Here is a 14240-nt window from a genome sequence, read left to right as displayed (position 1 = left end):
CGTTGCGCAGCTTGGTGGTGCATTCCTCGAACAGCTGCCGCACCACGGAGAATTGGCCGCTGGCCGCTGCGTCATACATCAGCGCGCGATGGGCGCCCTCATGATAGGGATCGACCTGCAACAGGCGCGAGGCGCAAAAGTGGCGTTCATGCGCGGACAGAGGGCTGTCAGGCAGCACCGCCTGGGAAATGGCGCTGACGAAATCGTGGTGCATTGCCGAGCGTTGATAGGCCAACCATTCCTCGAAGCCCTCACCGACGCTGCCAGCGGAGGCGAGCAGATCGCCGTTATAGATCGCGCACATGCGCACCCAGCCCTGTGGGGTCGGGTCGGTAACCAGTCCAACGAACTCCGCCAGATCGAAATAGATCGCCTGGTCCCGATTGAGCCACGCCATGTGCGTGTCGGTGGCCAATAGCTGGAAACCGTTCTCGTCCTGGAATTTCCGGATACGAACGATCGTCTGGCGGATATCGGCGCTGGCCTGTTCCGAGCCGTTGTCGGACCAGATCAGATTGCCAATTCGCCGGCGCAATACTGGCTTGCCGCGCCCTTCGAGCAGGATATAGGTCAGCATGCGTAGAAAATTCTGCGGATGGCTGATGACCCGGCCGGAGGAGGAGACATAACAGTCTCCAAAAGTCAGAATCGATATTTTAGCTGTCGGAGCGTCTAAGGTGTACATGGAAATCCACCTGAAAAGCAGGCCGTCCCCCAGGATCGCTAGGTGGGCGTCCCCGGCAGGTGCGTGAGCTATAAACACTTGGCGGGGAGCGACCTGAGGTCGTAGTTGCCCTTGGGGGTTAATACAGTACGGCAAAAATTGCCCGTGGAAGAATCAATTTTAGCGGCGTTGCGGCGCCTGGGCGCTTAGCTCTGCCAACCGCTCGAAGAAATATCAGATATTGGGAGGGGGGATCGGCCGCGCCATAGCCGCGCCCGCCGGGGAGGGCTCATAGCTCGGGCGGCGGTCGAAGGAGCGGAACACCGCGGCTGCCTGGGTCCGGTTGTGGACCTTGAGCTTGCGGATGATGTTGTGCACATGCACTTTTACGGTGTGTTCCGACAAATCCATCTTGGCGGCGATGATCTTGTTCTGAAGGCCGTCGGACATCAGTTCGAGAACTTCGGCCTCGCGGCTGGAGAGGACGCCGGCCGAATCCGTGTCGGCCTGCCGATCTGCGCCCAGATGCTGGTTGCGCCGGGTCAGGAAACCCCGGGCGGCTGATCGGGGGCTGAGCGTGCTAGGAAAATATTCGCCCCCATTCAGCAAAAGCCATACCGCTGCCAGCCAGATATTGATCTGGAGGTTGAACGGCACCAGGCCCTGGATGGCGCGCTCGGCGACCACGGCGCGCAACGCCGGGTCTTCGTTCCAGCCGCTTTCGATCATCAGTGCGATGGGCGAATGCGGATAGCGCTCGCGGCATTGCGAAATGATGGTCGAGATGCTGCGAAACGCAAACGCATCGATGAGGATAAGCCGTGGCGCATTCTGGCCGGGCTCGTCATCGGGCAATTGATTGGACAATGTCACGCCGACTCGTGGGAAACACTGCTGGGCAGCGTTCAATAGACTTTGGAAGGTCACGCCGGTGTCGGCGAGGATCAGTATCCCGTCGCGACCTTCTGCGTCCTGCGAAGGACTTGTATGCCAGATGGCATAAATTCCCTGTTCGTGTTCGAGGCTTCTCATTTCCGACATCTTGGTCCTCTAGCTGATGGACTAGATAGAATTGTTTCACCAAACGGACTTACTGAACATAGGTCGCGTGACAGCGCCGTGACTCAATTGCCCTGTCCGGAGCTATCTGCATCGCCCCCAAGCTTAAATCGCCCTGGCCCGTTAGCTCGAACTGACGGCGCGGGTGGCACTCCCCATGCGCTAGGATGTCGCTTTCCCTGATATTGCGGGGCGGGCAAGAGGCGCAGCATGACATCACCCTTCTTCATGCTGGCGCGGCTGCGCGTCGTAAAGGACAAGCTGGCATGGGGGCTACGCGTGGTCGGGCCATGGGCGGCGCTGCGTGGCGCGGGGCGGCTTTCCCGCCTCTGGCTGAGCCGGCCCGCGCGCGCCGAAGTGCATCTGCGTTCCGGGCCGATTCTGGAATTCGATTATCCGCACCAGTTTCCTCCGACGCTGATGCTGTTCGGCGACTTCATCGATCCTGAATTCGCCTTCCTTGCGCGGATTGCCAGACCGCATTGGCGTATCATCGATGTGGGCGCTGCTATTGGACAATTCTCGATGTTTTCGGCGGTCTGTCTGCCGGATGCAACGATCCACGCTTTCGAGCCCAGCGGAGCCAATGTCGCTACCCTGCATCGCAATATCGCCCGCAACGGCGTGGGTGGCCGTGTGTTCGTGCATCAGGGGGCGCTTTCCAACCGGCGCGAAACGGCGCGGTTTACCACGGCGCCAAAAAACTGGATGAGCCAGCTCAGCGATGCGTATGGCGAGGATGGACCGGGCGAGCTTGTTCCCGTCGATACGCTCGCGGCGGCGCTGCCGCGCCTCGGGCTCGATCACGTGGAAGTGCTCAAGATCAATGTGGCCGGATTTGAACCCTCCGTGCTGGAGGGCGCCCTGCCGTGCCTGGCGGCGGGGAAGGTGGATGTGCTGATCCTGCTGCTGGGGGTGCCCTCGCTGGTGCATTACGCGGCTCTGGCGGGGCTGGGCTATCGTTTCTTTTATTATCATCCCGAACAGCAGACGCTGTTCGAGGTCACCCGTTTCGATGCGGATTCGGTTTTGGCGCATCGACCCTGGCCGGCCCGTCACATCATTGCCATTCGGGATGCGGCGCTCGATGCCCTGGTGGCGGAACGGGTCGCTGTGCGGCCGCTCGACATGCGACTGGCCACACCGATGCCGGGAAGAACCGGCGGCGAGCCTGTGAGGCCGCCGCCGATGGGTTCGGTGACTAGAGGATAAAGTCGCCCTGACCGAGGTGAATCTGGCCGGTCAACTCGATCTCGAAGTCATGGATGCCGTCGCCATTGACGTCACCCTGGACGATCGTGCGGTTCTGCCCCGCCTCGATCCGCCAGGCCAGTTCACCGGCCTTGTGCGAGAAGGACTGATTGTCCCCGCTCAGGAAGGTGAAGGCCTGATCGCCCGAAACGCGGGTATTGGCGTCGATTGCCGACAGATCGATCTTGTCCTGTCCCGGCTTGAAGTCGGTGATGACGTCGCGGGTGCGGGCAGTGGTGCCCATTTCGGCAACGCTCTTGAACAGGAACGTGTCGGCCCCGGCCCCGCCCGTCATGACATCGCGCCCCATGCCGCCATAGATGACGTCATTGCCGCCGCCGCCATTCAAGGTGTCGTCGCCGGCCTTTCCATCGAGGAACTCATTGGCCGAAGTGCCGGTAATGCGATCAGCCTTGGCCGTGCCGGAGAGGGTCTTGGTGGCATCCTCGAGCGGAGGCGTGGTCGTGGGAGGCGTCACGGTACCGCCATTGCCGGGCTGCGAAGGCTGGCTCGCAGTGCCGACGCCGATGAAGTCGCTGGCCCTGAGGGAGATGGTCCCGGTCAGTTCCAGCTCAAAATCGTGCTTGCCGTCGCCGTCCAGGTCCCCCTGCACGATGGTGCGGTTATTGGCGGCGTCGGTGCGCCAGGCGATTTCGCCGGCGGTCTTGGTGAAGCTGCCATTATTGGCTTCGATGAAGGTAAAGGCCTGATGGCCGGCCAGCTTGGTGTTGGCATCCATTGCCGAGAGATCGATCTTGTCTTCACCCTGGGTGAAGTCCGTGATCACGTCGCGGGCGCCGGGCCGGTCGCCGATTTCGGCTGCAGAGCGGAACACGAAGGTGTCCTTGCCCGCACCGCCCGTCAGGATGTCGTAGCCCAGGCCGCCAATGATGGTGTCGTTGCCGGCCCCGCCATTGATGGTGTCGTTGCCGCCCTTGCCGTCAATGACATTGTCCTTGGCGTCGCCAGTCAGGCGGTCGGCGCCTTCGGTGGCGCCGTTCGAGGTGGGAGGAGTGCCCGGATCGGTGACCGGCGGGGTTACCTGGGGCGGGACGGCTTCGGGCGTGCCGGACCCGTTCAGGGTTTCGACCAGCGCCAAGCCGTCGCGCACATTGCCCGTATAGGTAGGCGAAGTGCTGTTGGCATTCAGGTCGCCCCAATGGCCGCCACCGACATGGTTGTTGGTGATGGTGATGCCGGTCATCTTGCCGCCATTGAACTGGCCGTCCGAATAGATGGTGTAACCACCCCCGACCAGCAGATTATCGGTGACCAGGATATTGGTGACAGGGCCGAAATAATTGTCGATCATCAGCGCGGCGGTCTGGGTGTGATCGTTGATGACGGTGTTGTGGCGCACGATGGTATCGGTCTGGCCGCCATCGATCTGGATGCCGTCATAATGGGGCGAGCCCGAGGCTTTGAGATCGTGGATATAGTTCCCCTCGATCACCGTGCCCTTGCCCTGGCCGATATTCAGGCCATTTTCGACATTGTAGATATTGTTGCGCAGGAACGTACCGGCGCCGGTGATGCCGCTGCTGCCTTCGTTGTTCGTGCCGACACCGTCGATGGTGCAGTCCTGCACCACCGCGCCGGATACACCGGCCTTGATCTGTACCACCGAAAAGCTGTTCGAGGTGATCTTGCAGTTCTCGACGGTGACGTTGTCGGCGCCGATATAGACGGTGCCCCTGATATCCAGTCCCGAGATCACCGTGCCCGGTTTGGTGATAACGATGTCTCCAGAAGGGAGCAGCGTTATGCCGTCACGTACGCCGGTATTGGTTGCATCTGGCCATCCAGCCATCTGTTCATCCTTGAGTTGATAAATGAGCCTCCTTCTTGCCGGGCAAATCGGGCCACCGAGCGTTCGGATTTATCAAAAGAGCGACGAAATCGCCCCGTTTCTGCCCAATTCGTCGGCCCGAAAGAAGGTCGTTGCCGCTAAGTATTTGAATAATAAACGCGAATCAAAGATCGATTCGCCCCACAGACTTACTCTCTTTTTCGTGAGATGTGCGCATTTTATCAGAAAGAGCGAGATTTTGTGTCCGATCTACAACACATAGGTAAGTTGGTGGGCGAATTTGTCGCACTAACTAGCTCTTTTGTATTATTTTTCGACTCGCTCCATAGATCGTTTGATTTAAATCATTTGCCCTGCTCGCTAAATTCTGCCGATTGCGTTGCCGCATTACGGTTGCGACACCCGGAGGCAGACGCTGCAGCAGGGTGAGTGGGGTGGCCGAGGACACAATTGAGCGGAACCGGGGCGAATCGCGCTATGGCGAGATTCTCAAGTCGACATCCCTGATCGGCGCCTCGTCGGTGATCAATATCGCGATGTCGATCCTGCGGCTGAAGGTTCTGGCCATCTTTCTCGGCCCGGCCGGCATCGGCCTGTTCGGGCTCTACAACGTCATCACCGACCTAACCGCCAATTTGGTGGGGCTGGGCGTACAGTCGAGCGGGGTGCGGCAGGTTGCGGTAGCGATGGCGAGCGGCGATGTTGGCAAGGTCGCGCGTATCTCTCGGGTCTTGACCCTGACCTCGCTGGTGCTGGGAATTGTCGGAGCGCTGGCGCTGCTGGTTCTGGCCGTGCCGATTTCCACCTTGAGCTTCGGTACCGAGGCGCGGGCGTCGGCGGTAATGCTGTTGGGGCTGGCCGTATTGCTGCGGATCCTGGCGGGCGCGCCAACCGCGATCATCCAGGGTAATCGGCGGATTGGCGATTTGGCGCGGATGACTGTCGCGGGCGCCCTGCTCAATACCCTTGCCGCCGTTCCGCTGATCTATTTCTTCGGTGAGGCGGGGGTGGTGCCGTCGTTGATCGCGGTGGCGCTGACCTCGTGGATTGCCGCGCACTGGTATTGCCGCAAGATAAGATTGCCCAGGGTTACGCTGACGCTGGCCCAGTTTACCGCCGAAACGCGTTTTCTGCTCAAGCTCGGTTTCTCATTCATGGCCAGCGGGCTGCTGACGGCGGGCGCGGCCTTTATCATCCGTATCCTGGTGGTGCAGCATGACGGCGTGGCCGCAGCCGGAAATTACCAGGCCGCGTGGTCGCTGGGGGGTATCTATGTGGGATTTATTCTACAGGCTATGGGTACCGATTTTTACCCGCGTCTCTCGGCGGTGAGTGCCGATGACGCGGCCTGTAACCGTGCCGTAAATGAGCAGGCCCGGGTCAGCATCCTCTTGGCCGGGCCGGGGTTGCTGGCGACGCTGGCGTTGTCGCCCCTGGTGATGGCGATGTTCTATTCGACCCAGTTTGCCGACGCGGTGCCAGTGCTGCGCTGGTTTTGCCTGGGCATGCTGCTTCGCGTCGTCGCCTGGCCAATGGGCTTCATTATCCTGGCCAAGGGCGCGCAGTGGGTTTTTTTCTGGACGGAAGTGGCCGCCACCGTGGTCCATGTCGGGTTGGCCTGGCTGTTGCTCAAGGTGATGGGGCTCAGTGGAGCCGGTATCGCCTTTGCCGGACTCTATGTCTGGCACGGCGTGCTGATCTATTTTCTGGTGCGGCGGATCAGCGGCTTTACCTGGTCGCGCGACAATCTGATGCTGGCGGCGCTGTTTGTCGGGCTGACAATCACGGTGCTGGCAGCTGTCGAGCTACTGCCGTTCTGGCCGGGGATGGCGGTGGCGCTCGCCGGCACGGCGCTGGGCTGCGGGTTCTCGCTGGCGCTGTTGGTCAGGCTGGTGCCGCAGCACTGGCTGCCGGCGCGGCTGCGCAAGCTGATGGATGCGCTGGCAAGGCCGTTGGCGGCTAAAGCGCAGGCTCGGGAACGCGGCTGAGCACCTGGCTCAGGGCGTTGGCGACGAAATTGACGTCTTCGTCGCTCATTTGCGCAAAGAGTGGCAGCATGATCGTCCGGGCCTGCGCCCGCTCCGAATTTGAAAGGGCAGTGCTGCGATAGGCGCCATGGCCTTCATAAGCCGGCTCCAGATGCGTGTTCATCACACCGCGCCGGGTCGAGACACCCAGATCGAGCAGCGCCTGCATCACGCTGAGTTGATCGGCTCGGGGCGGCAGCGTCACGCAATAGCTTTGCCAATTGCTTCGGGCCCAGCCCGGCTCGACCGGCGGGCGCAATCCTTCGATGCGCCCCAGAAGCGTTGTATAGAGCGTGGCGAGCCGGCGGCGGGCGGCGATGATTTCGGGCAGGCGTTCCAACTGCACTCGGCCGATGGCGGCCTGCAGATCGGTCATGCGGTAGTTATAGCCGATTTCGTCATAGCTCTCGAAGATCACCTGACGCGAACCGTGACGCACGGTATCGGGCACGCTCATGCCATGCTGGCGCAGCAGCCGGAATTTTCGGTCATATTCGGGATTGGCCGTGGTCAGCATGCCGCCATCGCCGGTGGTGAACACCTTGCGCGGATGGAAGGAAAAACAGGCGATATCGCCATGCGGCCGCCCGATCCGCTCCCAATGCCCGTTTCTGCGGATTTCGCTGCCGATAGCGCAGGCGGCGTCCTCAATAATAATCAGCCCATGCTGACGCCCGATCTCGACCATCCGCGCCATATCGCAGGGCATGCCGAGCTGGTGCACACAGATGATCGCCTTTGTGTGCGAGGTGATCGCGGCCAGGATGCGATCGGGATCGATATTGAAGCCATCCGGCTCGATATCGACGAAGACCGGAACCGCGCCGCAATAGTGGATGGCATTGGTGGTGGCAATGAAGGAATGGCTGACGGTGATGACCTCATCGCCCGCACGGACTCCGGCAGCCAGTAACGCCAGATGCAGCGCCGTGGTGCAGTTGGACACCGCGCAGGCATGGGGTGCGCCGACATAAGCGGCGAACTCGGCTTCGAACTGGGCGACTTCGGGGCCCTGCGTCACCCAGCCGGACAGGATGACCCGGCGGGCGGCATCGGCTTCGCGCTCACCCAGCACCGGCTTGGCAATCGGCAGCGAATGGGGCAGCGTGCTCATGCCACATTGCTCCTCTCGCCGGTGCGGGTGCCCCGCCACCAGGTCACAAGATCGCGCAAGCCGTCTTCAATGGCGATTTCAGCCCGAAAGCCGAGACGGCTCGCCGCCTTCCCGGTGGAAGCGAGGCGCCGTGCCACCGGATTGACCTTGCGCGCCGGCTCGTGGATCGGGGACAGGGACGAGCCCATCACCCGCAACAATATCTGGGCGAGATCATTGAGGCTGGTCTCGCTGCCGCTGGCGACGTTGAACACCTCGTCGGAAATATCGGCACCGGCAGCCAGGATATTGGCGCGGGCGATGTCGGCCACATGTACGAAATCCATGGTCTGGCTGCCATCGCCCATGATGATCGGCGGCAGCCCGGCGGCGATCCGTTCCATCCAGCGGATCAGCACTTCGGTATAGGCGCCATAGACGTCCATGCGCGGGCCATAGACGTTGAAATAGCGCAGCGCCACATAGCGCAGGCCATACATTTCGTTGAAGCTGCGCAACAAGCCCTCATTATAGGTCTTGGCGGCGCCGTAGATGGTGCGGTTGTTATAGGGGTGATGGGTTTCGGCGGTGGGGAAAATGTCGGCCGCGCCCAGCACCGAGGCGGAGGACGCGGCAACGACTTTTTCTACTCTGGCGGCCACCGCCGCCTCGAGCACGTTGAAGGTACCGGTGGCCAATACGTCGTGGGCGAGGCGCGGATCCTCGGCGCATTGGGTGATGCGGATGGCGGCCTGGTGGAACACCAGGTCGACCCCGCGCATGGTGGCGGCCAGAAGCGCGATGTCGCGGATATCGCCATGCACGATCGTCAGCTGCATCGTCGCCTGCGCCCGGGCCAGGTTCTCCATGCGGCCACGTACGAAATTGTCAAAGACGATAATCTCGGCCGGCGCTCCTTGCGTCAGCAGATCGACAATATGTGAGCCGATCAGCCCGGCCCCTCCGGTGATGAGAACCCGCTTGCCGTCCATGACACATTCTCCTTGACTTGATGGGCGCGTCAGTCGTTGTCGGTGCGCCAGCGAAGCACCCGAGCCGGCACGCCCGCCGCGATGGCGTATGGGGGAATATCGGCGGTCACCACTGCGCCTGCGCCAATGATGGCGCCCTCGCCGATGGTGACGCCGGGCAGTATGGTGGCATTGGTGCCGATATCGGCGCCGGCGCCGATGCGGACCGGCCTGATATCAAGATCAGTGGCGATGACCGGCAGCGACATGGGGTGGCCGGTATGCTGTGAGCCCAAAACCTTGGCGCCCGGCCCCCAGCCGACATAGTTGCCGAGCACCAGATTGCGCGCATCGAAATAGGCTTGCGGCCCGATCCAGACGGAATCCCCGATGATGCAGGTGCCGTCGAACCGACCCTGGATGTAGGCGCCCGCCCCGATGAAGACATTGGCGCCGAGCTCGAAAGTCTCGATATGGCGAAACCCGGCCTGGCTGCCCACTTGCAGACCCGATCCGCAATGGCGGGCGCTCGCCTTCCAGATGATCTTGCGCATCAGCGCATCGAGCCTGCCGTCGCCGACGGCAAAGCGGGCATAGACGTCAGGTAGCGATACATTCCCGTAGGTGTCGCGCAGCCACTCGACCAGCCCCTCCTCGAATTGAGGGTCGTCTTCCACCGGGCGCCGTCCATGCACCGAAGGCGTCTGGCGAATGCTGTCAACGGCTTCAATTGACATAGGCATCCTGCCGCACGAGATCGGAGATGATCTCGATCTCCCTCGTGCTGAGTTCCGGGTAGATAGGAAGGGAAAGAACGCTGCCGGCGGCAGCCTCCGCCTCGGGAAAATCGCCGGGTCGATGGCCGAGGTCGGCATAGGAGGGCTGCAAATGCACCGGAATCGGGTAATGCAGCCCGGTCTCGACGCCTTCATGGGCCAGCATCTGCCGCAGTGCCTCGCGCTGGCGGGTGCGCACCGCAAAGATGTGCCAGACATGGCGGCGGCCGGTCAGTTCGCGTGGCGGCTCCACGGAGGAGTTGGCCAGTAGCTCAGTATAATACCGGGCCCAGGCTCGCCGGGCCTCGGTCCAGTTTTCCAGGTGGCGTAGCTTGACCCTCAGCAAAGCGCCCTGAATGGCGTCCATGCGATAATTGTAGCCTTCGACCAGATGGTGGTAGCGCCGGTCCTGGCCCCAGTCGCGCAGCATGCGCATGCGCCGGGCCTGTTCGTCATCATCGGTGACCGCCAGCCCGCCCTCGCCGCAGGCGCCCAGATTCTTGCCGGGATAGAAACTGAAACATCCCGACAGACCCAGCGTCCCCGCGCGCCCGCGACGATAACGTGCGCCATGGGCTTGGCAGGCATCCTCGATCACCGCCAGGCCTTGGCGTTCGGCAATGGCAAGGATCGGGTCCATATCGGCCATCTGGCCATAAAGGTGCACGGGAACGATGGCGCGCGTGCGTGCGGTGATCGCTCGCTCGATGCGGGTCGTATCGATGGTGAAGCTGGCTGGGTCGATATCGACGAACACCGGGCGCGCGCCGATATAGCGAATGGCGGCAGCGGTGGCGACGAAGGTGAAAGGACTGGTGATGACCTCGTCACCGGCTTTGACGCCAGCCGCAAGCAGCGCCAGATGCAGGGCACTGGTCCCGCTATTGACGGCGATGGCATGGCGTGCACCGCAATAGGCGGCGAACTCCTCCTCGAACGCCGCTACTTCGTCTCCCAGCACATAGCGCGTGGAGCGGAGCACCCTGAGTGCCGCTTCTTCTAATTCCGGCTGGATGGAGGCGTATTGGGCCTTGAGATTGAGGAACGGAATCATGCAAGCACCCGTTCCCGGGGCAGTTCGACCACGGCGCCGCCATTGGCCATGGAGCGGCTTGCGGCCTCCAGGATGCGCACGACGCGCAGCCCCGCCGTGCCATCGGCGGAGGGTTTGGTGCCGTGCTCGACGCAGGTGATGAACTCGCTCAGTTCCGATCCCAGCGCTTCGGTGATGTCGAGTTGGGGTGCGAACATGTCGCCCGCCCGATAGCCGATCTGCATCTGGTTCCGGCGCTCTCCGGCGCGGGGCGCCATCGGGTCGAGCGTGATGCCGCGATCATAGACCTTGATCTTCTCGCTTGGCTCCAGATCGTCATAAACGATCATCTTGTTGCTGCCCCCGACCAGCGTGCGCCGCACCTTGACTGGCGCTAGCCAGTTCACATGCACATGCGCCATCAGCCGGCTGTCGAAATGCAGATTGAGATAGGCGATGTTCTCGGGTTCGCCGGTGACATGGGACATGCCGGTGGCGGAAACGGCCCGGGGACGCGCATCAAGCGCGTAATCCATGATCGACAGATCATGAACCGCCAGGTCCCACATCACGCTGACATCGTGTTGGAACAGCCCCAGATTCACCCGCACGGAATCGTAATAGTAGATTTCTCCGAGATCCTTCCGGATCACCTCGCGCAGCTTCCTGACCGCCCCGGTATGGATGAAGGTGTGATCCACCGCGATCACCAGCCCGCGCCTGTCGGCCTCGTCGATCAGCCGCTGCGCCTGTTCGGACGTGGTGGTGATCGGCTTTTCGACAAAGACGCTCTTGCCGGCGCACAGGGCCCGCATTGCCAGGTCGAAATGGGTAAAGACCGGCGTGGCGATGGCGACGGCGTCGACCTTGGGATCGGCCAGCACATCGGCCATGTCCTCGGTGATCTTCACCGCCGGATAGCGCAGTCGCAACCTTGCCAGCCGCTCGGTCTGCAGGTCGCATACCCAGCGCAGATCGACGGCGGGGATGTCGGAAAAATTGCGGACAAGGTTGGGGCCCCAATAGCCGTAGCCGATAACGCCGACGCCAATCATGGATGCAACCTTCCTTGTTGCCTGGAGATGTCCGATCTCGTTCGTGCGGGCAGAAGCCGGGCGGGCACGCCGGCGACAACGGCACCGGCCGGTACGTCCCGCGTCACCACGGCACCTGCCCCAACCAGCGCCCCTTCGCCGATGATGAGACCCGCCAATATCGTGGCATTGGAGCCGATCGAGGCATTGCGGCGTACAAGAGTGGGCACCACATCCCAATCTTCGCTGCTCTGCAATTGGCCGGCCCCGGTGGTCGAGCGGGGATAGAGGTCATTGGTGAACATGACGCCGTGGCCGATGAACACGCCATCTTCTAAGGTCACGCCTTCACAGATGAAGCTATGGCTTGAAATCTTGCAGTTGCAGCCGATCACCGCGTTCTTCTGGATTTCAACGAAGGCGCCGATCCGGCTGTTCGCGCCAATCACGCAATCGTAAAGATTGACCAGGTCGGGCTGATGTACGAGCGCTCCCTCTCCCAATGCGACCCGCTTCAGCATTTGCCTACCCCTTGGGCTCCGCCCCGCCTTTCAGCATGGCTGGGAGGTTAGCAGGGTGCTTGGTCGTGGCAATTTCTCAATGGAGCTATAGAGTTAGGCTGGAATTTTTCGGGCTGATGTATAGTCGCCACCCCCGCTTAGCTCAGGTTCGGCCAATATAACTCCTAATATCTATTATTTCATGCAGGGCGCCCTTTTTGGTGATGCGATGCCCTCTAGGCGAGCGTGGCCAACTCGTCGCAGTTTAACAAACATGCTGTTCTTGAGCCCCGATGTCCTCATTTGGGACATTTTTTCCTCGTTATGAGCTCGCTTCGCGCACCACACACGCAGACAGCAGCCGAAAGGGCGTTTCTTTGAAAGTCACGCAACACGGGATTGGATTCAGCCCGATAGCGGATCTCGTCAGTCGAGCACGCGGCCAGATTGCCGTCTTGTTCATGCTCAGCGTCACCTCCAATATTCTTATGCTGACCGGCTCGATCTTCATGTTGCAGGTCTATGATCGTGTTTTGCCGAGCCGGTCGAACGCAACCCTGCTGGCGCTCACGGGCCTGGTCGTGGTTCTTTATGGGTTCTATGCGCTGATCGAATGGATCAGGGCTCGCATGGCCTCGCGCCTGGGTGGGATGATCCATGATCGCCTGGCCCAGCGGCTGTTTCCTGCTATGGTGCGCCTGAAGCTGGTCGGCAGCCCGGCGCTGCGATCAAACCCGATTCACGATCTGGATGTGGTGCGGCTGTTTGTGTCCGGTCCGGGCGCGATTTCACTTCTGGATGTTCCCTGGGTGCCGATCTATCTGGCCCTGGCCTTTTTTCTCCATCCTCTTCTGGGCGCATTCGCCACGGCAGGAGGCGTGATCATTGCCGGCCTGTTGGTGATCAACGAGCTGCACTCGCGCCGCCCGGCCATGGAGACGACCGACGCCGCAGGCAAGCGCGCCGCGCTGACCAGCGACGCCGAATCAAATGCCGAGTCGATCATCGCCATGGGCATGCTCGGAGCGATCGCCAGGCGCTGGGGCCAGGCGGCCGACCAGCTTGTGACCACCCAGCAGCGCTCTTCTGACCGTACCGCCTTTTATGGCTCGATCACCAAGGGCGTGCGCTATCTGCTGCAATCAGCGGTGCTGGCGCTGGGCGCATATCTGGTCATCCAGGGTGACGCGACCGGTGGGGTGATGATCGCCGCCTCGATCCTGACCTCGCGCGCCCTGGCGCCGATAGAGCAGGTGGTGTCGCAATGGCGTGGTTTTGTGAATGCACGGCAGGCCTCGGCCAGGCTCAACCAGATCCTGGCCTATACCGCCGTTGCCGAGCGTCCGACGCAATTGCCGTTGCCCACCGACACCGTCAGCGTTTTCGACCTGGCAACCGGTGTCGACCGGCATGCCGAGCCTCTGGTGTCGGGCATCAATTTCGAGCTCGGCGCTGGTGATGGCCTGGGCATTATCGGGCTCTCGGGCTCGGGGAAATCCTCGATTGCCCGAGCCTTGGTCGGCGTCTGGCCGGTGTTGCATGGCGCCATCCGACTGGATGGCTCGGAGCTGGCCCATTTCGACCCCCTCGCGCTGGGGGGCAGCATAGGTTACCTACCGCAAACGGTGGAGCTGCTGGATGGCACTATCGCCGAGAATATCTGCCGGTTCAGTCCGCGTCACGATACGCCGGCCATCCTCAAGGCAGCCAAGGCGGCCCGGGTGCATGATTTCATCATCACTCTGCCGAATGGCTATGAGACCCACTTGGGCATCAACGGCTCGGCATTGTCGGCCGGGCAGCGGCAGCGCATCGGGCTGGCCCGGGCGCTCTACGGCGATCCCTTCCTTATCGTCCTCGATGAGCCGAACTCGAATCTCGACATGGAAGGCGATCAGGCGCTGACGGAGGCTATCGCTGATGCGCGCGAACGCGGCGCCATCGTTGTGGTGGTCGCCCATAGGCCCAGCGCCATCGCCGCGATCAACAAGCTCCTCTTTCTGCGTGATGGCCGGCAAGTGG

Annotated in this window: 12 protein-coding genes; 3 read left to right on the top strand and 9 right to left on the bottom strand. The window is 61.8% G+C overall.

From position 1 onward, the window contains the following. Window positions 1-577 (bottom strand): hypothetical protein (locus tag VDP82_RS05460; protein WP_323013834.1); only part of this gene is annotated, 577 nt, incomplete at its 3' end. Between the two features lie 321 nt (window positions 578-898). Beyond that, window positions 899-1705, bottom strand: a complete 807-nt coding sequence (locus VDP82_RS05455; protein ID WP_323013833.1) for a response regulator transcription factor — start codon at window positions 1703-1705, stop codon at window positions 899-901. A 228-nt stretch (window positions 1706-1933) separates the two neighbouring features. Between VDP82_RS05455 and VDP82_RS05450 the strand changes: the two genes are divergently transcribed. Beyond that, a complete protein-coding gene (locus VDP82_RS05450) occupies window positions 1934-2935 on the top strand; it encodes an FkbM family methyltransferase (RefSeq protein WP_323013832.1) in 1002 nt (333 codons plus the stop codon). On the opposite strand, the gene VDP82_RS05445 is transcribed toward VDP82_RS05450, so the two are convergent. Then, on the bottom strand, window positions 2925-4784 hold the full coding sequence (locus tag VDP82_RS05445) for a M10 family metallopeptidase C-terminal domain-containing protein (protein ID WP_323013831.1): 1860 nt from the start codon (window positions 4782-4784) through the stop codon (window positions 2925-2927). The genes VDP82_RS05450 and VDP82_RS05445 overlap by 11 nt on opposite strands. A gap of 434 nt (window positions 4785-5218) precedes the next feature. Between VDP82_RS05445 and VDP82_RS05440 the strand changes: the two genes are divergently transcribed. Then, window positions 5219-6772, top strand: coding sequence for an O-antigen translocase (locus VDP82_RS05440; RefSeq protein WP_323013830.1), 1554 nt, complete (start codon window positions 5219-5221; stop codon window positions 6770-6772). Here VDP82_RS05440 and VDP82_RS05435 read toward each other — a convergent pair. Genes VDP82_RS05435 through VDP82_RS05410 form a run of 6 tightly spaced genes read right to left on the bottom strand, consistent with a single transcriptional unit; the run spans window position 6744 to window position 12239 of the window. Continuing rightward, window positions 6744-7925, bottom strand: a complete 1182-nt coding sequence (locus VDP82_RS05435) for a DegT/DnrJ/EryC1/StrS family aminotransferase (protein WP_323013829.1) — start codon at window positions 7923-7925, stop codon at window positions 6744-6746. The two genes, VDP82_RS05440 and VDP82_RS05435, sit on opposite strands and share 29 nt — an antisense overlap. Next, window positions 7922-8896 carry an NAD-dependent epimerase/dehydratase family protein gene (locus VDP82_RS05430; protein ID WP_323013828.1) on the bottom strand — a complete coding sequence of 325 codons (975 nt, stop codon included), beginning with the start codon at window positions 8894-8896 and terminating at the stop codon, window positions 7922-7924. Before VDP82_RS05430 ends, VDP82_RS05435 begins: the two co-directional genes overlap by 4 nt. A gap of 29 nt (window positions 8897-8925) precedes the next feature. Beyond that, window positions 8926-9612 (bottom strand): acyltransferase, encoded by a 687-nt coding sequence (locus tag VDP82_RS05425; RefSeq protein ID WP_323013827.1) that lies wholly within the window; start codon window positions 9610-9612, stop codon window positions 8926-8928. Next, window positions 9602-10705, bottom strand: coding sequence for a DegT/DnrJ/EryC1/StrS family aminotransferase (locus VDP82_RS05420; RefSeq protein ID WP_323013826.1), 1104 nt, complete (start codon window positions 10703-10705; stop codon window positions 9602-9604). Before VDP82_RS05420 ends, VDP82_RS05425 begins: the two co-directional genes overlap by 11 nt. Beyond that, entirely contained in the window at window positions 10702-11739 is a 1038-nt protein-coding gene (locus VDP82_RS05415) for a Gfo/Idh/MocA family oxidoreductase (RefSeq protein WP_323013825.1), read from the bottom strand. Before VDP82_RS05415 ends, VDP82_RS05420 begins: the two co-directional genes overlap by 4 nt. After that, on the bottom strand, window positions 11736-12239 hold the full coding sequence (locus VDP82_RS05410) for an acyltransferase (RefSeq protein WP_323013824.1): 504 nt from the start codon (window positions 12237-12239) through the stop codon (window positions 11736-11738). The genes VDP82_RS05415 and VDP82_RS05410 overlap by 4 nt, the downstream gene beginning before the upstream one ends. A 440-nt stretch (window positions 12240-12679) precedes the next feature. On the opposite strand from VDP82_RS05410, the gene VDP82_RS05405 reads away from it, so the two are divergent. Further along, window positions 12680-14240, top strand: a 1561-nt coding sequence (locus VDP82_RS05405; RefSeq protein ID WP_323013835.1) for a type I secretion system permease/ATPase, incomplete at its 3' end; no start/stop codon positions are given.

It is taken from the genome of Devosia sp., assembly GCF_034675085.1.
GTDB lineage: Bacteria > Pseudomonadota > Alphaproteobacteria > Rhizobiales > Devosiaceae > Devosia.
Note: the sequence above shows the minus strand (reverse complement) of the source record. Positions and strands in the feature narration are given on the sequence as shown.

Excerpts from the sequence above, each read along its gene's own strand:
- VDP82_RS05435 (WP_323013829.1), bottom strand. The coding sequence starts at position 7,925 with ATGAGCACGCTGCCCCATTCGCTGCCGATTGCCAAGCCGGTGCTGGGT.
- VDP82_RS05415 (WP_323013825.1), bottom strand. The coding sequence starts at position 11,739 with ATGATTGGCGTCGGCGTTATCGGCTACGGCTATTGGGGCCCCAACCTT.
- VDP82_RS05425 (WP_323013827.1), bottom strand. The coding sequence starts at position 9,612 with ATGTCAATTGAAGCCGTTGACAGCATTCGCCAGACGCCTTCGGTGCAT.
- VDP82_RS05455 (WP_323013833.1), bottom strand. The coding sequence starts at position 1,705 with ATGTCGGAAATGAGAAGCCTCGAACACGAACAGGGAATTTATGCCATC.
- VDP82_RS05420 (WP_323013826.1), bottom strand. The coding sequence starts at position 10,705 with ATGATTCCGTTCCTCAATCTCAAGGCCCAATACGCCTCCATCCAGCCG.
- VDP82_RS05450 (WP_323013832.1), top strand. The coding sequence starts at position 1,934 with ATGACATCACCCTTCTTCATGCTGGCGCGGCTGCGCGTCGTAAAGGAC.
- VDP82_RS05430 (WP_323013828.1), bottom strand. The coding sequence starts at position 8,896 with ATGGACGGCAAGCGGGTTCTCATCACCGGAGGGGCCGGGCTGATCGGC.
- VDP82_RS05445 (WP_323013831.1), bottom strand. The coding sequence starts at position 4,784 with ATGGCTGGATGGCCAGATGCAACCAATACCGGCGTACGTGACGGCATA.
- VDP82_RS05410 (WP_323013824.1), bottom strand. The coding sequence starts at position 12,239 with ATGCTGAAGCGGGTCGCATTGGGAGAGGGAGCGCTCGTACATCAGCCC.